At 33.8% G+C, this 20508-nt stretch carries 16 protein-coding genes; 7 read left to right on the top strand and 9 right to left on the bottom strand.

Annotated elements, in window-relative coordinates; genetic code table 11:
• A complete protein-coding gene (locus SJY30_RS15525) occupies positions 1-1545 on the bottom strand; it encodes a glycine--tRNA ligase (protein WP_396633041.1) in 1545 nt (514 codons plus the stop codon).
• A 37-nt stretch (positions 1546-1582) separates the two neighbouring features.
• On the bottom strand, positions 1583-2482 hold the full coding sequence (locus SJY30_RS15520; protein ID WP_396633040.1) for a hypothetical protein: 900 nt from the start codon (positions 2480-2482) through the stop codon (positions 1583-1585).
• 40 nt (positions 2483-2522) lie between these two features.
• Here SJY30_RS15520 and SJY30_RS15515 point away from each other — a divergent pair, with 40 nt between their 5' ends.
• Genes SJY30_RS15515 through SJY30_RS15505 form a run of 3 tightly spaced genes read left to right on the top strand, consistent with a single transcriptional unit; the run spans position 2523 to position 5575 of the window.
• The gene (locus SJY30_RS15515) at positions 2523-3230 is read left to right on the top strand and encodes a ComF family protein (RefSeq protein WP_396633039.1); all 708 of its coding nucleotides are present in this window, start codon (positions 2523-2525) and stop codon (positions 3228-3230) included.
• A gap of 45 nt (positions 3231-3275) precedes the next feature.
• Positions 3276-4892, top strand: a complete 1617-nt coding sequence (locus SJY30_RS15510; RefSeq protein WP_396633038.1) for an Ig-like domain-containing protein — start codon at positions 3276-3278, stop codon at positions 4890-4892.
• A gap of 23 nt (positions 4893-4915) precedes the next feature.
• Complete coding sequence (locus tag SJY30_RS15505; protein ID WP_396633037.1) at positions 4916-5575, top strand: hypothetical protein; 660 nt, start codon at positions 4916-4918, stop codon at positions 5573-5575.
• Here the strand turns inward: SJY30_RS15505 and SJY30_RS15500 are convergent, their stop codons facing one another.
• Positions 5576-6361: a nitrilase family protein gene (locus SJY30_RS15500; RefSeq protein WP_396633036.1), complete on the bottom strand. Its 786-nt coding sequence runs from the start codon at positions 6359-6361 to the stop codon at positions 5576-5578.
• A 2-nt stretch (positions 6362-6363) separates the two neighbouring features.
• Positions 6364-6828, bottom strand: coding sequence for an ankyrin repeat domain-containing protein (locus tag SJY30_RS15495; protein ID WP_396633035.1), 465 nt, complete (start codon positions 6826-6828; stop codon positions 6364-6366).
• 134 nt (positions 6829-6962) lie between these two features.
• Here SJY30_RS15495 and SJY30_RS15490 point away from each other — a divergent pair, with 134 nt between their 5' ends.
• The 3 genes from SJY30_RS15490 to SJY30_RS15480 all read left to right on the top strand — a co-directional run bounded on the left by SJY30_RS15490 (position 6963) and on the right by SJY30_RS15480 (position 10127).
• Complete coding sequence (locus SJY30_RS15490; protein WP_396633034.1) at positions 6963-9158, top strand: PAS domain-containing protein; 2196 nt, start codon at positions 6963-6965, stop codon at positions 9156-9158.
• A 9-nt stretch (positions 9159-9167) separates the two neighbouring features.
• A complete protein-coding gene (locus tag SJY30_RS15485; protein WP_396633033.1) occupies positions 9168-9563 on the top strand; it encodes a response regulator in 396 nt (131 codons plus the stop codon).
• 156 nt (positions 9564-9719) lie between these two features.
• Positions 9720-10127: a response regulator gene (locus tag SJY30_RS15480; protein ID WP_396633032.1), complete on the top strand. Its 408-nt coding sequence runs from the start codon at positions 9720-9722 to the stop codon at positions 10125-10127.
• A 2-nt stretch (positions 10128-10129) separates the two neighbouring features.
• On the opposite strand, the gene SJY30_RS15475 is transcribed toward SJY30_RS15480, so the two are convergent.
• Together SJY30_RS15475 and SJY30_RS15470 are read right to left on the bottom strand one after the other, a co-directional pair.
• Positions 10130-11491 (bottom strand): DUF5689 domain-containing protein, encoded by a 1362-nt coding sequence (locus tag SJY30_RS15475; RefSeq protein WP_396633031.1) that lies wholly within the window; start codon positions 11489-11491, stop codon positions 10130-10132.
• Between the two features lie 16 nt (positions 11492-11507).
• On the bottom strand, positions 11508-14249 hold the full coding sequence (locus tag SJY30_RS15470; protein ID WP_396633030.1) for a TonB-dependent receptor: 2742 nt from the start codon (positions 14247-14249) through the stop codon (positions 11508-11510).
• Positions 14250-14356: 107 nt separating this feature from the next.
• On the opposite strand from SJY30_RS15470, the gene SJY30_RS15465 reads away from it, so the two are divergent.
• Positions 14357-15397 (top strand): endonuclease/exonuclease/phosphatase family protein, encoded by a 1041-nt coding sequence (locus tag SJY30_RS15465; RefSeq protein ID WP_396633029.1) that lies wholly within the window; start codon positions 14357-14359, stop codon positions 15395-15397.
• Between the two features lie 58 nt (positions 15398-15455).
• On the opposite strand, the gene SJY30_RS15460 is transcribed toward SJY30_RS15465, so the two are convergent.
• From SJY30_RS15460 to pgi, 3 genes are all read right to left on the bottom strand, one after another.
• Complete coding sequence (locus tag SJY30_RS15460) at positions 15456-15896, bottom strand: hypothetical protein (RefSeq protein WP_396633028.1); 441 nt, start codon at positions 15894-15896, stop codon at positions 15456-15458.
• A gap of 94 nt (positions 15897-15990) precedes the next feature.
• The gene (locus SJY30_RS15455) at positions 15991-18699 is read right to left on the bottom strand and encodes a TonB-dependent receptor domain-containing protein (protein WP_396633027.1); all 2709 of its coding nucleotides are present in this window, start codon (positions 18697-18699) and stop codon (positions 15991-15993) included.
• Between the two features lie 171 nt (positions 18700-18870).
• Positions 18871-20508 carry a glucose-6-phosphate isomerase gene (gene pgi / locus SJY30_RS15450; protein WP_396633026.1) on the bottom strand — a complete coding sequence of 546 codons (1638 nt, stop codon included), beginning with the start codon at positions 20506-20508 and terminating at the stop codon, positions 18871-18873.

Below are 20508 nucleotides of genomic sequence, written 5' to 3'. Positions count from 1 at the left end.
CTATTCCATTTTCTTTAACCACGTTTTCATATCTACGGCATTATGAATGATACCATTTAATGCTGAGATAGCAACACGTTCCTGCTCCATAGAATCTCTATGTCTAATAGTAACAGTTTGATCTTCTAAAGTTTGGTGATCAACGGTAATACAGAAAGGAGTACCATTGGCATCTTGTCTTCTGTAACGTCTACCTACAGCATCTTTTTCATCATAAACCACGTTAAAATCCCATTTAAGATCATCTATAATTTGGTGTGCAATTTCAGGTAAACCATCCTTTTTAAGTAAAGGTAAAATAGCAGCTTTTACAGGCGCTAAAACAGCCGGTAGCTTAAGTACCGTTCTGGTAGTGTTATTCTCCAATTCTTCCTCTTGAAGCGAGTTAGAGAATACCGCTAAAAACATTCTATCCAAACCAATTGAAGTTTCTAAGACATAAGGCACATAGTTCTTATTTACTTCATGGTCAAAATACTGTAATTTTTTACCAGAAAATTTCTCATGACTGCTTAAATCAAAATCTGTACGAGAATGAATTCCTTCTAACTCTTTAAATCCGAATGGAAAACGAAATTCTATATCTGATGCTGCATCTGCGTAGTGCGCCAGTTTCTCGTGATCATGAAAACGGTAATTGTCTTGACCCAAACCAAGAGACAAGTGCCACTTCATTCTTTTTTCTTTCCAAACCTCATACCATTCTTTCTGTGTACCTGGTTGAATAAAGAATTGCATTTCCATCTGTTCAAACTCACGCATTCTAAATATGAACTGTCTTGCTACAATTTCATTTCTAAAAGCCTTACCGGTCTGGGCAATTCCGAAAGGAAGCTTCATACGACCAGATTTCTGAACATTTAAGAAGTTTACAAAAATACCCTGTGCAGTTTCAGGTCTTAGATATAAATCCATCGCGCTATCTGCATTAGCACCTAATTTGGTGCCGAACATTAAATTGAACTGTTTAACATCTGTCCAGTTCTTAGAACCAGACATGGGGCATGCGATATCCAATTCTTCAATTAAAGCTTTTACATCGGCTAAATCTTCATTCTGTAAAGATTTACCCAATCTGCTCAAAATCGTTTTTCCTTGCTCTTGATAATCGACAACACGCTGATTGGTCTGCAAAAACTGCTCTTTATCAAAAGCGTCACCAAAACGTTTTGCCGCTTTTTTAACCTCCTTCTCAATTTTAGCATCAATTTTAGCGACATAGTCTTCAACTAAAACATCTGCTCTATATCTTTTTTTAGAATCTTTATTATCTATTAACGGATCATTGAAAGCATCTATATGCCCAGAAGCCTTCCACGTTAATGGGTGCATAAAAATTGCAGCATCTAACCCAACAATATTATCATTGAGCTGCACCATTGCTTTCCACCAATAGTCCCTTATATTTTTTTTAAGTTCAACACCATTCTGACCGTAGTCATAAATAGCACTTAACCCATCATAAATTTCACTAGATTGAAATACATATCCGTATTCCTTAGCGTGAGAAATTACACGCTTAAAATCGTCTTCTTGCTTTGCCATGTGGCAAAAATAGAATAATAGCTTAAAATATTAATAATTATTTTAATTCAAATTCTGAAGAAGTAATTAAACGCTCATCTTCAAAAACATTTAATGTGTAGTTGCCCTCTATTAATGAACCTTCAGGAACGGTGATGGCCTCACAAATTTGTTGTTCTAACCCTGTAAAAACAAATTCGACCCTTTTACTATATACATTACCGTTTACGGTAATGGTATTGGCGTTATCTTCAACTATTTGTTTGTTCGAATCTAAGAATTGCAGATAAATTACTTTTTGCTTATTAGCTTCACTTTCGTCTGCCATTATAGTAACACAACCTCTTAACTTTTCTATAGTTGATGCTTTGTTCGTTTTTGTTGGTTTGGTACCACGAATCAATCTGAAACCACTACCCTCGGCATTGGCCAATTTCAAATAACTTTTGGTTTTTAATTTCTGGTTTAGTTCCAATATTTTTCTTCTTTGCAAAGCTTCTGCTTCAGCTAAAGAATTACTATTTGCCCTTAGGTTTTCAATTTGTTTACGAGACTCGTCATACTTATCAGTAAGTAACATGTTATTGTAACGTAAAAAATTGTTCTTTAGAAGTAAACTATCGTTTTTAGATTCCAACCTACGCAATTCGGTCTTGAATTCCCTTAACTTTTGAACCGTAAAATTCAATCTACCTACAGAATCTAAAAGCTCTTGTACCTTAAACTTAGAATCTTGTAATTCAATTTCGTTCATTTCACTTTTAGCAGATAAACGATCTACATCAGCCTTCATAATAGTAAGATCTCTTACCAGTATTTCTTTTTCTTGCTCTAAAAAGTCAATTTGAGCATTTGACTGGGCATAACTATAGTAGAACGCTATTAATAACGCTAAAAGAACCGCAACAAATGCTGCCAGTATTATTTTATAATTGAATTTATTATCTTGACTGTCCATTTAAAAAGCGGGCTGTAGGTTGTTTAATCTGTAAAATTTGATGAAAAACAGAATTTCAAATATACTAAAGGATGTTACCAACATACTGCTACCCATATCATGTTTTGGATGTAATGCACGATTATATAGAGGAGAGGTGCTTCTCTGTACATCTTGCCGACATCAATTACCACTTACCGAGTATACTTTTAACGATGAAAATGCGGTTGACCGTATTTTTTATGGTCGAATTAACATAAAAAAAGCAAATTCATTCTTATTCTTTACCGAAATTGGAATCGTAAAAAACCTCATACATTTTTTAAAATATAAGAATCAAGAAGGTATAGGGCAATTTTTAGGTGATTGGCACGGTCAAATATTAAAGGAGCAAGGTCATTTGCCAAAAATCGACTTTGTAATTCCCGTTCCTTTGCATCGAAAAAAACTTAAAAAAAGAGGTTATAACCAAGTAGCACTTTTTGCAAAGCAAATTGCTTTTCATATCAATGCCAAATACAATGATGATATTTTGGTAAAAACCGCTAACACAAAAACACAAACCAAAAAAAATAGACTCAGCAGATGGTATGACAATAGATCTTTATATGAAATTAAAAATGGAGAAGCGCTAGCCAACAAAACGTTACTTTTGGTTGACGATGTAATTACTACCGGTGCTACCATGGAAATTTGCGCTAATACCTTCAAAGATATTGACGGTGTTCAAATTTATATCTCTAGTATGGCAGTTGTTCCAAAGAATTAGATTTCTATAAAATATATTGTTTCTTTGCGGTCGATAAACACACTAATGGGCAGAAAAATTCTAGGTTTTATTTTTATTTTTGTCATTGTACTGGTATCATACCAATGTGCACAGCGGGGCACACCTACCGGTGGACCTAAAGACATTACCCCACCAGAATTAACTCGTGCAGAGCCACCTAATTTAACCACCAACTTTACCGGACAAAAAATTAGATTGTATTTTGATGAGTTAGTGAAACTAAAGGACATTCAGAAACAACTGATCATATCTCCTCCTCTAAAAAACACACCAGTGCTATCACCGATGGGTAGCGCTAACAAATACGTTGAAATTATCATAAAAGATACACTCGAACCTAATACCACGTACACTTTTAACTTTGGTCAAGGTATTGTAGATAATAACGAAGAAAATCCGAAGTCGTTTTTTACCTACGTTTTCTCTACCGGAGATTATATAGACTCACTTGAACTTGCAGGTGTTGTAAAAGATGCTTTTAATAAAAAAGCAGATGATTTTATCAGCGTAATGCTATACAAAATCGATAGTAGTTACAACGATTCTACTGTTTACAAGAGACCGCCTAACTATATTACCAATACATTAGATAGTGCCGTAATATTTAAGCTTAAAAATTTAAAGGAAGGTAAATATGCTCTATTTGGTATCAAAGATGCTTCTGGCAATAACATATTTGATCAAAAAACAGATAAAATCGGCTTTGTCGAAGATACTATTAGTTTACCCACGGATTCTATATATCTTTTAAATCTTTTTAAAGAGATTCAAGATTACAGTGTAGCTGTACCCAGCATGGAAGCTAGTAATAGAATAAGTTTTGGGTATTATGGTAAAGGAGACGACATCAAAATCGAATCTTTAAGCGAAATACCAGATACAGTTAAGACTTATGTTTTAAAGGATAGGGAAAAAGACACATTGAACTTTTGGTTTACACCTTATGAGATGGACTCCTTACTCTTTACTATTACCAATGAAAATTTAAAAATTCAAGACACATTTAAGGTAAAGAACAGAAAAATTGAGTTCGACTCCCTTAAAATCTCTATGAGTCAGAATGGAAATATAGAAATGGACAAGCCCATTAATCTACTCAGCAATACGCCATTAGTAAGCTATGACAGTACCAAAATAAAATTAATGGATAAAGATTCTGTAGAAGTAACTTATAATTTGAAGCTTGACACTTTAAAAAATCTTTTAAATTTTGATTTTAAAATCGAACCTGACCAAAATTATAGAATGGAATTAATACCGGGAGCGGTAACAGATTTTTTTGAAACTAGTAATGATTCTGTAGCCTTTTCCTTTAGAACCAAAGGTCTTGCTGATTATGGTAATTTAACTTTAAATGTAAATGGCAATAATATTGTTTATCCAATAATTGTGCAATTAACCAATGAAAAAGGCGATTTGCAGCGTGAAATTTATTCAACAGAATCGCAAGCCTATATATTCGACAACCTTAATCCTGGCAAATATCAAGCACGCGTTATTTTTGATATGAACGGAAATGGTAAATGGGATACCGGTAGCTTTTTAGACAAGAAACAACCAGAAAAAATAAGTTATTATCCTACTTTGATAGAGTTACGTGCCAACTGGGAAAAAATTGAGACATTTAATTTAATAAATTAACAAAATTAAACTATAACAATATTATGAGATACTTTGTTTTATTTATTTACTTACTAACTACAAATTTAATACTAGGTCAAATTAATCATATAAATGATGAAACCGGTACCTTTCAAACTGGAAATATAGACTCCCCTTTTTTAAGAGTTTCAGAAAAATCTGGAAACAAAATTGAGGGAAGTATTTATTTGAACGATAGTTGGCAACAAGCAGTTGTTACAAATAACTCATCTCAGAATAGCACTATTTTGGCCCGATTTAATGCCTACCACAGTGAAATTGAAACACTCAACAACGGTACCGTAAATGCGTTGTTACCAACACCGGGAATATTTGTTACTTTAAATAGTAAAATGTTCACATCAGTTCTACTAGATAAAAAAACAAAACCCATTTTTGCTGAAATCTTAGTAAATAAAAAGAATAAACTTTTTAAAGCTTATAGCATTAAAATAAATAAAGCCCCATCAGATGCTAAATTATTAAATATAGAAAGCATTGACAAGGTAGTTATTAAATCAACATTGTACTATCAAAAAAACGAACGCATACTAAAATTTCCATCTTCAAAGAAAGAAATAAAAGAAAAATTACCCGCTGAAATGATTAGAACAGCAAAAAGAGAAAATTTATCGTTGAAAAAGGAGGAAGATATTTTAAAGCTTTTTCAATTATTAGATTAATTATTTCAAAATAAACTCATCTCTATCATCTAAAAAACGAAGTTTATCTCTAACAAGATCGACTTTATTTTTAGAAATTTCAACTATTGAAATCCCTTCATTTTCAGAAAGTAAAACTAATTCTCCAAGAGGGTCATAAACACTTGAGTGTCCTGGATATTTATGCCCCACCTCATCTTCACCAATACGATTTACTCCTATACAATACACCATATTTTCAATAGCCCTAGCTTTTAAAAGAGTATCCCAAGCATTGATTCTTGGTGTTGGCCAATTTGCGGTATATAGCAATACATCAAAATTTTCTGTATTTCTACTCCACACTGGAAAACGGAGATCATAACATACTAAAGGGCAAATAGAAAAACCTTTATAGTTCACTATCAACCTTTGTGTACCAGCTGTATACTGTTTATCCTCGCCTGCTAAAGTAAATGTATGACGCTTGTCGTAACTTTCGTAATCACCACTGGGTTTTACAAAAAATAGTCTATTATAATATTGGTCATCTTCTTTAAAAACCATGCTACCTACAATAGCGCTATTTTGATTGGCAGCCATTTTTTTCATCCACTGTAATGTAATTGCCCCTTCATCTTCACGTATATTATTTGGTGCCATGGTAAAACCGGTAGTAAACATTTCTGGCAGAATTATAATATCAACGAAATCAACCATCTTTACAATTTTGTTACCGAACATCTCCCTATTGGCAACAGGGTTCTCCCAATGTAAAGCAGATTGAATTAAGGCAATTTTTAGACTATTACTTTGATTCTCTTTCATACTTATTCCAACATATCGATAAAAGCACTTAAGCCTTGGATTTTAGCATGATCTAACGCGCTGTTACCTCTATTATCTTTTATTGTTTTATCCGCACCATTGGCTATTAATAATTTTGCAATCTCTAAACGATTAAATTGTGCTGCATAAATTAAGCATGTTGCGCCCATTGCATTACGCATATTCAATTGAGCCTTTTTAGCTATCAACATTTTTGCAATATCGGTAAAACCCTTAAAACACACTCCCATTAATGCAGTATTGCCAGAGGCATCTACAGCATCGATTTTTGCACCTTTATCTAAAAGTAATGATGCAATCTCCGTTTCGTCGTAATAAGTGGCCAAAATCAATGGTGTGGAACCTCGTGCATCTTTGCTGTTTACGAGTAGAGGGTTTTTCTCTAGCATCATTTTAACCTCGTTTAAACTACCTTCTCTTATTGCTTTAAAAAAATTCTCGTTCATAGTTTTGTATTATATGATATATCAATCTTCAGGAAAAACTTAAAGAAACTCAATTTAGACGATTTTTCTTACTGTAAATTTATTTTTCTTACTTTTAATAAATTATATATCTTTAATTTTAATTGTAAGAATTTTTGAAAACACTAGCCGTTGACTTTCTTTTAAAAGAGTCCCCCAATGCAATTGCTATCGTAGATACTAAGTTAAACTATATTAGTTACTCTAACGAGTGGTTAGAAAAATTTAGTTTAGGCGGTTCTGATTGTGTCAACAAATATGTATTCGACAATATAATCGAAACACCAGATCTTTTTAAAAATGCCGTTGAAAATGGCGTAAATGGAAAAGAACATGTCAATAACGGGCAAAAATTTATCTTACCTGACGGAAGCCCACAATGGTTAAAATGGAAAATTACACCCTCTAAATTACAAAATCAGGGCTTTGACGGTGCTATTGTTTTTCTAGAAGATATAACGGCCCAACAAAAAGAAATAGAATTACTGCATAAAGCTGAAAAAGTTGCTAGAATAGGTTGTTGGGAACTTGATCTAATTAACAATACGGTTCATTGGACAAAAACCACGAAAGAAATCCACCAGGTAAGTCAAGATTTCGTTCCGAATTTAGAGGGAGGAATAAATTTCTATAAAGAAGGCGTTCATAGAGAAAAAATCTCTTATTTAGTAAGTTGTGCCATAGCAGAAAAAAAACCTTTTGACACCGAACTCATCATTATAACCGCAAAAGGGAATGAAGTTTGGGTACGCGCAAAAGGCGAAGTTGAAGTATTGAACGGAAAAGCGGTTAGACTTGTTGGTACATTCCAAGATATAGACGAACGTAAAAGAATAGAATTAGCTCATCAAGAAATCTCAGAGCGATTAAAAATTACTACACAAACTGCACAAATTGGAACTTGGAACTATGATCTTTTAGATAATAATCTAGAGTGGGACGATGAGATGTATCGAATTTTCAATGTTGATGAAAGTCAGTTTTCAGGTTCTTTTACATCTTGGTCTTCAACAATACATAAAGATGATCTAGATAGGGTTTTAAAGGCAACCAACGACGCAATTAACGGTGTTAAAGATTTTGACGAAGAGTACAGGATTACAAATTTAGATGGTACAATAAAGCATATTAAAGGAATCTCTAAAACGATAAAAGATCGCGACGGCAAATCATTTAAAATGACCGGTGCAAACTGGGATATTACAGAACTAAGAAGTACCAAACTTGAATTAGCTAAAAATACTAAGCTATTTTCTAAAACCTTTGAACATTCTGCTATTGGTATGGCACTGGTAAATCCAGATCTTAAATGGTTAAAAGTAAATAAAAGTTTAACCGATAGCCTGGGGTATTCAGAGGAAGAGCTAATGCAAATGAACTCCTTAGACATTACTCACCCAGATGATATAGCTGCCAGCAATATTTATAAAAACGAAATTACCAGTAAAAACAATGAACGTTCACAATTTCAAAAGAGATTCTTTCATAAAAACGGTAACGTAGTTCATGCCATTATTGGAGCGACACCAGTAAAAGACCAAGGCGGAAATATTAGTCATTTCATCATCCAATTTTTAGATATTACAGAAAGAATAGAGTCACAGAAAAAATTAGAAGCACTGGTAGACGTTACTAAAAGCCAAAATGAAAGTCTTACAAATTTCGCCCATATCGTTTCACACAACCTTCGCTCACACTCTACTAACATGGGCATGCTCACAAAGTTTTTAAATGAGGAAAATGTTGACGGTGAACTTAAGAACATACATGAAATGATTATAAGTGCATCTCAAAGCCTATCAGAGACCATAGCTCATCTAAATGATGTCGTACAGGTAAAAACCGGAGCTCTTGAAAAGCTACAAAGCGTTAGCGTTCTCACGACAATGGAACAAATTACCAAAAGTATCAATGGATTATTGGAAGAACAAAACGCCCAACTTCATATTGATATTCCCAAATCTCATTTTGTTAATGCAGTGCCGGCCTATCTTGAAAGTATCTTCTTAAATATTCTAACAAATGCACTAAAATATAGTTCTAAAAAACGTACACCGATTATAAAAATAAAGTCTAATATTGAAAAAAGCCATATCGTAATATCATTTAGCGATAACGGGCAAGGAATAAATATGAAAAGACATGGCGACAAAATTTTTGGCATGTACAAAACTTTTCACAAACATAAAGATGCCAAGGGTATAGGTCTTTTTATAACCAAAAACCAAATAGAATCAATGAGCGGTAAAATAAGTGTTAAAAGTGAGGTTGACAAAGGCACCACTATGTTCATCAAACTCAAACAAGGTTAATTAACTACTATGAAGAAAATTGAAATCTGCTGCATTATTGATGATGACCCCATATTTGTATATGGTACCAAGAGGATTATAAAAGAGGTAGATTTTGCAAAATCTATTATTGTTTATAATAACGGTCAAGAAGCTCTTGACGGACTCATGAATACCTGTATAGCAAAAGAACCGCTACCAGATGTCATATTTTTGGATCTGAATATGCCTATTTTAAACGGATGGGAATTTCTAGATGAATTTAAAAATTGTAAAAGTCCAAGATCAAAAAAGATTGTCATCTATATCATAAGTTCGTCGGTAGACCCTAGAGATTTAGAACAAGTTAAAAATTATGAACAAGTAGACACTTATATATTAAAACCAGTTACACCAGATGATCTAGGTAAAATATTAACCGCGTAAAGTTAAAGCTGTACTACACAAAAAAATATAGATATTGATAAAATGAGCATAACTTACTTTTTACAAGTTAACTTTAATCAATTATTTATATAACTTAGTCAATTATAATTGATTGAAGGACCAATATTTAATCAAGATATTTTTGAAATAAACAAAATGAGTACATTTTCTAGTTGTTGTATTATTGATGACGACGAATTCTTTTCGGTTAGCAGTAAGAGTATTTTAAAGCATCATAACTTCAGTGATAATATTTTATATTACTCGGGTGGCCAAGAAGCTCTTGACGGTTTAATTGGTTTATTAGTTGAAAACATAAAACTACCAGACGTTATATTTTTAGACCTAAATATGCCAAATAGAGATGGCTGGTCTTTTTTAGAGGAATTTGAAGAGCTACCCGAAAACAAAATAGGGCACATTAAAATTTATATTACAAGTTCTTTCATTAGCCCTAAATACATGGAGAAAGCCAAAGATTACAAATTAGTTAAAGATTATATCGTAAAACCTTTGACCGAAAGCACCGTTCAAAAAATTATCGATTCAAAAGACATAACATAATTTCATCTAACACCCGGACTAAAATCTAACGGAGCATTTTGCGGCTCATTAATCGTACCATCTGCACCAGTATCATTGTAAATCAACCATTCCGCTGAATTAAAAATAGCATTGTTGGTATTTACTTCTATTTTTCTAACAGCCCTTCCATCCTCAAATTCGTGGTTGGTATTGCTACCATCTTCACCAATTATTCCAAAAATATCCACAACAGAACCAAAGGGATCTACTAAAACAAGATTATCATCTCCATTAGAATCTGCAGGTGAATTTGTGCCTACTGCAACATCAGCATCAAAGCCATATACATTTTTAAACTCTTCTGAATTAGGAGAAATTATTAAGAAACCTCTGCCAGATATTTCATATTCAGACAAGTCTATGCTTGAACTAATGGCAGTGTTATCATTAGTGTAACGTTCCAAACTCCAACCATTTAAAGATAAGCTTTCTTCTGATGCGTTATAAAGCTCTACAAACCTTGCCCCAGCGTTATTATCTGGGTCGGCAATCTCAGATATAAAAATTGACGGTGAAGTAAATTCATCTATAAAATCTTCACACCGTTCTTGTTCAAATTCGAGGTCATTTACGCCACGGATGATTAGCTGATATTGATTATTATCTTTAGTCAACAACCCTGTAGCGGTTCCCATTTTGTCTGGTAAACTTTCTGATTGAAAATCTGCATAACCACTGTTTAGCATAACCAATTCATTATCCATACAATCTACAAGGGTACGTAGTGTTTCCTCTTCTTTAACAGCAAAAGTCTTCTCTAGTTCTTCTTGCTTAATTTCCACGCTGTTTATTACTACTAGAGTATTTAACATAGCATCGTTTAATCCTGAAATAACAATTAAAGTAGGCTCTATGCCATTATTTGGTTCACAAGAAACCAAAACATGGTCAAAAACAACATTTTTAGGCAACCTACCGACACTACGATTCCCGAAAGAGGTAAACACACCGCCAATTTTATATGTATCATTAGATTTACCTAAATACAATCCCTTTAGTTTTATGAGAATTTGCTGACCTACGTCAAAGAACAAATGAGAATCCCTTAATTCTAACTCTATTTGCATTCCACCCGATGGGTTACTAGACTCATCTTGAAAATATATCGTATTAAAAAAGTTACCTTCTTTGTCTGAAGATATTACGTAGCCTTTTATAACCAAGTCTTCCTGAATTTGAAAAGTATCACCATTATACATATTCTTTAATTCTGATATAGCTATAAAGGTAAAATCTGAATCTGAACATACTAGTTCTGGTACATCAAACTCCCTATTCTTCACACATGAGAAAAGCATGACAACAATAATAATCAGAAAGTATTTGTTACTCTTAAAATTCATATAGATTACTTCATTTTTAAAAACTAAAGGCAAAATTTAAAAAATAGGTTCTACCGAAACCATACCAATACTTAGGCGCAAAAGACGGATTACCACTAAAATTATCTTGCTTTAGCTGACCATAATTTCCATTTCTACTCTGCTCGTAACCACCCGTTCTAAAAGTGGTATCAAAAAGATTATTAACGCTTGCAAAAACACTTATGTACTTCCCTTTCTTAAGCCACGACTTACCGCCCACCATATTCAATAAATAAAAATTATCCAGTGGTTTTTGCTTTAGTAGTTTTTGGACATTTTCATCTGTTGCATCAGGGAACCTTAGTTTGGTTTCTGGATCAATTAAAAAACTCTGGGTTCTGGTTATCGTAGAAATATTGGCATAATTATTACCCAAGTAATTTGCCGAAGCACTTACCCACCAATATTTTGGATCTCTATATTCTATACCTACCGCAATTGCTTTCTGCGGACCTTGTGCTAACTTATACCCTTTAACTGCAGATTGCCCTAAAAACTTAGAACCGGAAATGTCAATTAAATCTTCGGCTGCACCTGCTGTATCAAAATTAATTGTCACAAATGGGTTACTTGCATATTCATGTTTTGCAACAGAGCCAACTAATGATAATTTAACAGCACTAGATACTTGGTATTCTAAACCAAGTTCAACACCCATATGTAATTTATCTAAATCAGTGAGTACTTCTTGTACGAAATCTGACCCAACACCCGAATCAACGAAAAAGAAATTGACATCGGTGGTATTTTGAAACCGAGTATAAAACCCTGTAAATCTGCCCGTTAATTTTGGCATTCTAAGAAAGTAGTTAGCATCTACACTAGTAATGGTTTCGCTTTGTAAATTGGGGACTACAGTATTGTTCTCCCTAGGGTTTATAAATACATTTTGTAACACAGGCGCTTTATTTATAATCGCGGCATTGACAGAAACCCAATGCCTACCTGTTATTGTATAAGATGCGCCTGATTTTAATGACCAATTTGAAAATTTGACCTGTTCGCTCTTACCTATTGAGTTGCCTATAAATCGTTCATTTTTGAATAAACCTTCTCTTTGATAATCAACTAAAGTATACTTACCGGCAACAAATGCCTTAACTTTATTATAGTGGGCATTTAACTGAGTAAAGACATCGCTATTACTTCCGTTTAAATCATAATTATAATTAAAGATTTCTCCGTCTAGTTTATTCGCTTCAGTTGAAACATCATTTAAAGTTTCTGAAAAAGTATCTATATCACGATGAAACTCCGCCCCTAACAAATCGTTAATTTGAGCATAGTTTTTAGAATTTAACTGCCTGTGAGTTACACCCATATCCAGTCTTAAATGACTATCAATATTTATATTTGCAGTAGCCCTTGCAGTAATCTGATTATCTTTTGTGGTATCATCGTACAGTACGTAAGCCGCTTCTCCGTTTTGACTTATACTAGTATTTGCCTTGTATATATTTTCCCAATCTAATTGAGGGTTTTCTATAAAGCCTTCTTCCGCTTGAATAGCACTTTCAAAATTGGCTCCTATAGGCGAATTCAAATAAAAACTCGGCAAATAACGGTAGTATGTAGGATCAGGATTTGGAGCATTATAATACCCTAAACGACTTCTCTTATACACACCGGTTTGATAGCCCAAACCCGCATTAATTTGTAGATTTTTAGATTCATGATGATAATTTAAAAGAAATAGCGGTTCACGAATATGTCGCTCTCTAGAATTTCTGATTTTTCCGTTCTGTATACCGGCATATGGGTTATATCTATTTCCTTGAATTTCTTGTACTTCTTCTGTAATGGCAGATGACCGACCTCTTCTATTAGAGGCTACAATTGCCGTGGCAGAAATTGTATTCTTTTCATTTAAAAGATACTCCAATGAACAATATATAGAATACGAATCATACAAAGTACCATTCATATACCCCTCTTTTGCCCAGCGTCTAGATGCCGAAACAATATAGGCGTATTTCTCATTCTTCACTCCGGAATTGTATGTAGCCATCAGTCTGCCACTATATGTTCTGTTTGATAAAGATGAAGATAATCGAGTGCCTGGTCTTAACCCAGAGGGTCGCAAATCTATATTTGTGTTTCCTAAAATTCCTCCAAAAGTAAAATCTGATGCTTCTAAACCATTGGCATATTGTTGATTTCTAATTACATCATTTAGCCCTCCCCAATTATTCCACTGTGGTCTGCCATCATACATTTTATTCATTGGCAATCCGTTCAAGTGTACTTCGCCATACTGCGAATCATATCCTCTTACCCGAAAAAATGCCTGACCAAAATCAAAAGCTGCCCTGTTCAAGAAAATATCTCTGGTTGACTGTAATAAAGCGAGCGCGTTAGAATTTATTTCATCATCTAATAACTCGTCATCGGTAATATTAATGAGATTAATAGACTTTTCTACAGTCATATCTCTTCCCAAAAAAATGACGCCTAGGTCAATAGTATGATCATCAAGAAATACGGGTATTCTTTTAATATTAAAATCAGGAGTAGAAATTTGAAGTATAAATTCTCCTTTATTGGAAGTAATTAATTTAAATTCTCCAAATTCATTAGTAGTTATCGGTGTAAAATCTCCTTCTAAGATTACTTCTGCATTTGCAATTACTTCACCTTTAACCCTTTCTTTTATTACCCCCGAAATTGTCGTGGTACTTTGAGCATGTAAAAAACATATTTTAACAAATAGTAATAAAAACAGGGTATGCTTAATCATTTTATAACTTAAAGACCTACTAATGAGCTATTAAGATAACACTTGAGAAATAATTAACGTGAATTTTCCGTATACTCGCTTATAATTAAGGTAAAATACTCTCAACAATGCGATTTCTACTTCTTATCTGCTTTCTTTCGTCATTACTTACATGTGCCCAAGATGCTGATGTATATCAAATTAGAACCATTGCTTTCTATAATCTAGAGAATCTATTTGATACTAAAAATGATACTTTGATTTTTGATGATGATAGAACTCCTGAAGGAAAAGATAAGTGGACAGAAGAGCGCTATCTTAACAAACTAGAAAACATGTCGCAGGTGATTTCTGAAATCGGCTCTAATGATAATAAAACAGCACCAGATATTGTAGGGGTTTGCGAGGTAGAAAATTTAGGTGTTCTTGAAGATTTAGTACACCATAAGAATTTAGCAAAGTTCAATTACGGTATTGTACATTTTGAATCTCCTGATGAACGCGGTATAGACGTGGCACTTCTCTATAAAAAAAGTGCATTCGTCCCTGTTAATTTCAATAGCCATAGATTGCTACTTTTTAACCTAGAAGGAAAAAGAGATTACACAAGAGACCAACTTATTGTAGAAGGATTATTAGATAATGAAAAGATATACTTTATGGTAAACCATTGGCCTTCTAGAAGTGGTGGAGAGGCTAGAAGCAGACCTTTTAGATTAGCAGCAGCCAAACTAAATAAACGTATTATAGATTCCGTTCAAAGACAAAATGTAAATGCCAAGATCATAAGCATGGGAGATTTTAACGATGACCCAATAGACCCTAGTTTTAAAAAAATACTACAAGTTGAAAAAAACATTAAGAACTTGGACTCATTAAGTCTTTACGGACCAATGGAAAAGCTTTATAAAAAAGGAAGAGGTTCTTTAGCCTATCGTGATAAATGGAATTTGTTCGACCAACTTTACATGACCTCAAGCCTTGTAGATAATCAAAGAGAAAGTTACAGTTACTGGCAGGTTGGCATATTCTCTCCAGAATATTTAATGGACCCAAAAGGGAAATACAAAGGTTATCCATTACGGACCTATGCCGGCGGAAGTTATATTGGCGGGTATAGCGACCATTTTCCCGTATACCTGCATCTAATTAAAAAGGTTAACGAATAAAAAAAGACCCTATTATATTAATATTAGGGTCTTTGTAATACTTTTAAATATTTCAATCTTAGTTAAACCACTGTCCCCAAGGAATTCTACTTAAAATAAGAAGTAAACCAATACTGTAGAAAATGGCAATGCTCTTAAATTTTTTAGCACCTTCAACAAATTTCTTATGTCTAGACCAGCCAATAGTAATTGATACAATTGCCAATATATTAATAAAAGGATGTTCAACTGCCAATAAACGTGCAGCAGAAGTTAAACCACCCATACCAAATTCTTGTATTGCACTTAATCCACTAGGTGAAACAAAATACAATATTAGCCCTACCAATAATTGAATATGACATAAAATAAGAGCAAATAGACTTAGTCTAAGGTCTTTTCCCATATTAAAGATTCGCTTACCTACAAGCCCTGAAATAGCATTAATAACGGCTAATATCAATACTGCCAATGCTATATAGGCCAAGTATGAATGTAGCATGTGAATAGTTTCGTACATAGTTGTGATTTTAGGTTTTAAAAGTAATAAATTTTAAGCATAAAAAAACCCTGACCGTGTGTGGTCAGGGTTTAATTTTAATTGTAAAGACTTTTTAGAAGTTTAATCTAGCACTTACATTCCAAGTTGTTCCAAAACCAAAGAATACACGGTTGCTTGTACTAATACCGTCATAAGTATCATCACCTGGTTGTGCAAAAATATTAGTATCAGATTCTGCTATGTAAGTTGTATCAAAAAGGTTATTAACATTAACTCTGAAACTCAATTTTTTATCATCAAAAGGTATGTTATAAGTTGCGCCTGCATCAGCAAGACCGAATGAAGGCAACTTTAAGGCACCATCAGGACCAACATCAGTGGCATCAAACTGAGCGTATAAATTACCCGCAAATCTGTATCCAAAATCAATACTTAAATTATTGACAACATTATAATCTGCGCCTAAGAAAGCAGTAAACTGCGCTGCATCACCAACTTTAACACCATCTAAAGCTAATGTTTCAACTTGTTCTACTCCATCGATAATAATAGGTGCCTGATCATTATCAAAATAAGTAGCGGTTACATCATCTTTATATTCCCAGTTACCAATAGACATCATACCTGTTAATCCAAATTTATCATTTGCTTGAAATCTACCATCGAACTCGATACCTGTATGAACCTGAGTTATACCTAATATATTAGCTGTACCACGAATCTCATCTGGCTCACCAAAATTAAAAGTTGCTCCTGTTGACTCAAATCTATCCTTCCAACTAGTATAGTAAAGGTTTACATTTGCTCTAAATTTTGAGCTTCTATAACCATATCCCAATTCAAACCCAGTTATTTTTTCATTCGTTAAATTAGGATTCAAATTATTTCCAAAATTGATATAAACAGCATCAAACAGTGGTTGTTTTGAATAGTAACCTGCATTAGCAAAGAAATTATTATTAGCATCCACATTCCAGTTTACTCCACCTTTTACATTACCCCCAAGAATATTTTCAAAATCAGTTTTTTCCACTGGTACTTCGTTAAAGAATTCTTCCCTAGCGAAACCTTGGTTAGATAATGCACCTTGAATAAACCCAGTTATATCTTCAGTAAAATTGTATTCAACTTGACCAAAAACACCTACCCAGTTTACGAAACCTTTATTATAGTAATCGATTTTTTCCTCATCATCAATGTTCCCAAATACCCACCAAGGTTGATTTGCATTGTAGGTTTCAGAAAATAATAGATTAGGATCATTTCTATTATCTGTTTCTTGATAAACGTCTCCACCTAAACGGTCATTTACCCTTCTATAATGGTAACCAGTGTATTTTCTAAGATCAACACCAAAATCGATTGTCAAATCATCTGAAATTCGATTATTAAAATTAGCTAAGACTCCGTACCAGTTGTGAGAGTTCACAGAAGCTCTTCTAGAAATACCATTAGTATTATTTTCATTATCATTTTGATCACTATTGTTGACATATTGACCATTGATCTGTTCTCTTGGAGTAGCACTAAAATCTGACACCAATTGACCACTGTTATAAGCTACAATATCATCTACTCTAATTAAACCATCAGCAGTTCTAGGTAACGCAAATTGTCTACTTCCATTTATTTCACCAATCTCTCCAGTTCCACCACCGCGACCAAAAGAGGCGTAAGTTGATGTTTGTAAAGTAGTTTTCTCACTTAAATTCCAATCCCAATTTAAACTGATAACAGGTTTTTGATAAAAATTACGACGAAAACTATATTCTTCACCATTTTTATATCCCCAATCTTCATTGTACCTTCTATTTGGTTCACCATCACCTTCACCGTATAAAATCTGATTTTCTATAGATGTAGCCCTGCTTCTTTGATGGTGCCATTGAGGGGCGCCAGTAACCATAAATTCAAAACTATGATCGCCTTTTGTATAGCCCAATCCCATAAAGTAGTTATAACCTTCGAATTTAGTACCATCAGCATACATATTACCACCAGTTCTGCTTATTAACATAGATGCAGAAAAGCCATTGTCCAATAGACCAGATGAGTATGATGCCAACGTTTTAACGTAACCATCGTTACCAACAGTTGCTCCTATAGCACCTCCTTGTGCATTTAATGAAGTTTTTGTTACAACATTAATTGTACCCCCTACAGATGACACTGCTAATTTTGAAGAACCTAAACCTCTTTGAACCTGAATCGCAGAAGTTACATCACTTAAACCTGCCCAGTTACTCCAATAAACCTGACCGTTCTCCATATCGTTAACCGGTACACCGTTTATCATAACTGCAGAGTTGTTAGTATCAAAACCACGAATATTAACACGAGCATCACCAAAACCACCACCAGACTTAGTAGCATAAATTGATGGCGTAGTATTTAATAATTCCGGAAATTCTTGAGAACCCAATTTTAATTGAATTTCTTCCGCCTTAATCGTAGAAACCGCAACCGGAGTCTTACGATCTTTTGCGATATCTTGAACACCAACTACAACAACACCTTCTAATTCTTCAGCATTTGGCTCCAATACAATAGAACCTACACTACCAGTTGAAGTAAAAGCAACTTGTTTAGAATTAAAACCGATGTAAGAAACTACTAAAGTTCCAGATTCAGCATTTGTGTTAATCGTAAAATTTCCATCAAAATCAGTTGATGTTCCATTTGTTGTTCCTTTTACCATTACTGTAGCACCTGGCAACGGAGTGTTTGAGTCGCCATCTAATACTGTACCAGTAATTGATCCTTGCGAAAAAGCAGTAACGGTCATTAGAAATGCCGCTAATGCAAAATACATTTTTTTCATTTTCTTCGAGTATTTGTTAGTTTTTAACATGCTGCAAAAGTCCTTTATTTTTAGACCTCCAACGTTAAGAGAACGTTAAATAACGCACTATAAAATTACCCAAAAACTTTCAATAATTTACTTGAAAATGAAATAGTTATCCCTTTTACATAATCTTTACCGAATCTAAAGTTAATTCTTAAAATATTGCAAAAGTCGTAATGTAGAACTATCGTGATCAGAAATATCTGAATTTTTGATATCGTCAAGAATAGTGCCTGCCAACTGTTTACCAAGTTCTACACCCCATTGATCATAACTAAAGATGTTCCAAACTATACCTTGTACGAATATTTTGTGCTCGTACAATGCAATCAAAGAGCCAAGGCTTTTTGGCGTTAGCTTATCAATTAAAATTGTGTTTGTAGGCTTATTTCCTGCAAAAACCTTAAATGGAGCAAGCTTATTAATTTCAGCTTCAGATAAATCTTTTTCTTTTAATTCTTTAACAACTTCTTCTTTGGTTTTACCATTCATTAAAGCCTCGGTCTGGGCAAAAAAATTTGCCATCAACTTATCATGATGATTTTTATCGCCATGCAAGGAATGTTTAAAACCAATAAAATCGGTAGGTATTAACTTAGTACCTTGATGTATCAATTGAAAAAAGGCGTGTTGAGAATTGGTACCCGGCTCTCCCCAAATAATTGTACCTGTTTCATAACCAACTGTATTGCCAGACCTATCTACGCTTTTACCATTACTCTCCATTATACCTTGCTGTAAATAAGCAGAGAATCTACTTAAATACTGTGCATAAGGGATAATGGCTTCTGTTTCTGCACCATAAAAATTATTGTACCAAACACTAACCAAAGCCATTATTACAGGTATGTTCTCTGAAAAATCAGTTTCTTTAAAGTGTACGTCGGTTTCATTGGCTCCTTCCAACAAAGCATCGAAATTTTCATAACCAACAGCCAAGGCAATAGTTAAACCTACCGCGCTCCATAATGAGAATCTACCACCTACCCAATCCCACATTGGGAATACGTTTGCAGCATCAATACCGAACTCGGCTATTTTTTCGCTGTTAGTTGATACTGCGGCAAAGTGTTTTGCAATGTCTTCTTGTGTTCCATGTTTTAGAAACCACTTCTTAATAGTAGTGGCATTACTCAATGTTTCTTGAGTTGTAAAGGTTTTAGAAACTACCACGAATAGCGTTGTCTCAGGATCTAATGTCTTTAATACTTCATGAACATGATCACCATCTACATTACTAACAAAATGAATAGATAAATGATTTTTATAAAATTTTAAAGCTTCGGTAACCATTGCCGGACCTAAATCTGAACCCCCAATACCTATATTTACTACATCTGTAAAGGCTTTACCCGTATATCCTTTTAAATCTCCGTTAATTACTGAATCCGTAAATTCTTTTATATGCTCTTTTACTTCATAGATTTCTGGCATTACGTTTTCGCCATCAACCAAAACTACATCATCTTTCTTAGCTCGTAGTGCAGTATGCAGTACTGCTCTACCTTCTGTTTCGTTAATTAAATCTCCACCAAAATAATCTTTGATAGCGCCTTTTAAATTCACCTCATCCGCTAACTTGAACAACATTTGCATGGTCTCTTCAGAAATTCTGTTCTTTGAATAATCAAATAAGAAATCATTCCACTGTAGCGTAAACTTTTCAGCCCTTTTTGCATCCGAAGAAAACAAGCTTCTTAAATGCTCGCCCTTAGTTTCTTCATAATGTGCCGTTAACTTATTCCAAATATCGGTTTGCTGTGGGTTTATTTTATTTAGTGCCAT

The organism is Maribacter sp. R86514, from assembly GCF_044597005.1.
Classification (GTDB): Bacteria; Bacteroidota; Bacteroidia; order Flavobacteriales; family Flavobacteriaceae; genus Maribacter.
The sequence above is the reverse complement of the archived record's forward strand: the minus strand, read 5'-3'. Positions and strand labels throughout refer to the sequence as shown.

Excerpts from the sequence above, each read along its gene's own strand:
- SJY30_RS15525 (WP_396633041.1), bottom strand. The coding sequence starts at position 1,545 with ATGGCAAAGCAAGAAGACGATTTTAAGCGTGTAATTTCTCACGCTAAG.
- SJY30_RS15520 (WP_396633040.1), bottom strand. The coding sequence starts at position 2,482 with ATGGACAGTCAAGATAATAAATTCAATTATAAAATAATACTGGCAGCA.
- SJY30_RS15515 (WP_396633039.1), top strand. The coding sequence starts at position 2,523 with ATGAAAAACAGAATTTCAAATATACTAAAGGATGTTACCAACATACTG.
- SJY30_RS15510 (WP_396633038.1), top strand. The coding sequence starts at position 3,276 with ATGGGCAGAAAAATTCTAGGTTTTATTTTTATTTTTGTCATTGTACTG.
- SJY30_RS15505 (WP_396633037.1), top strand. The coding sequence starts at position 4,916 with ATGAGATACTTTGTTTTATTTATTTACTTACTAACTACAAATTTAATA.
- SJY30_RS15500 (WP_396633036.1), bottom strand. The coding sequence starts at position 6,361 with ATGAAAGAGAATCAAAGTAATAGTCTAAAAATTGCCTTAATTCAATCT.
- SJY30_RS15495 (WP_396633035.1), bottom strand. The coding sequence starts at position 6,828 with ATGAACGAGAATTTTTTTAAAGCAATAAGAGAAGGTAGTTTAAACGAG.
- SJY30_RS15485 (WP_396633033.1), top strand. The coding sequence starts at position 9,168 with ATGAAGAAAATTGAAATCTGCTGCATTATTGATGATGACCCCATATTT.
- SJY30_RS15480 (WP_396633032.1), top strand. The coding sequence starts at position 9,720 with ATGAGTACATTTTCTAGTTGTTGTATTATTGATGACGACGAATTCTTT.
- SJY30_RS15475 (WP_396633031.1), bottom strand. The coding sequence starts at position 11,491 with ATGAATTTTAAGAGTAACAAATACTTTCTGATTATTATTGTTGTCATG.
- SJY30_RS15470 (WP_396633030.1), bottom strand. The coding sequence starts at position 14,249 with ATGATTAAGCATACCCTGTTTTTATTACTATTTGTTAAAATATGTTTT.
- SJY30_RS15465 (WP_396633029.1), top strand. The coding sequence starts at position 14,357 with ATGCGATTTCTACTTCTTATCTGCTTTCTTTCGTCATTACTTACATGT.
- SJY30_RS15460 (WP_396633028.1), bottom strand. The coding sequence starts at position 15,896 with ATGTACGAAACTATTCACATGCTACATTCATACTTGGCCTATATAGCA.
- SJY30_RS15455 (WP_396633027.1), bottom strand. The coding sequence starts at position 18,699 with ATGAAAAAAATGTATTTTGCATTAGCGGCATTTCTAATGACCGTTACT.
- pgi (WP_396633026.1), bottom strand. The coding sequence starts at position 20,508 with ATGGCACTAAATAAAATAAACCCACAGCAAACCGATATTTGGAATAAG.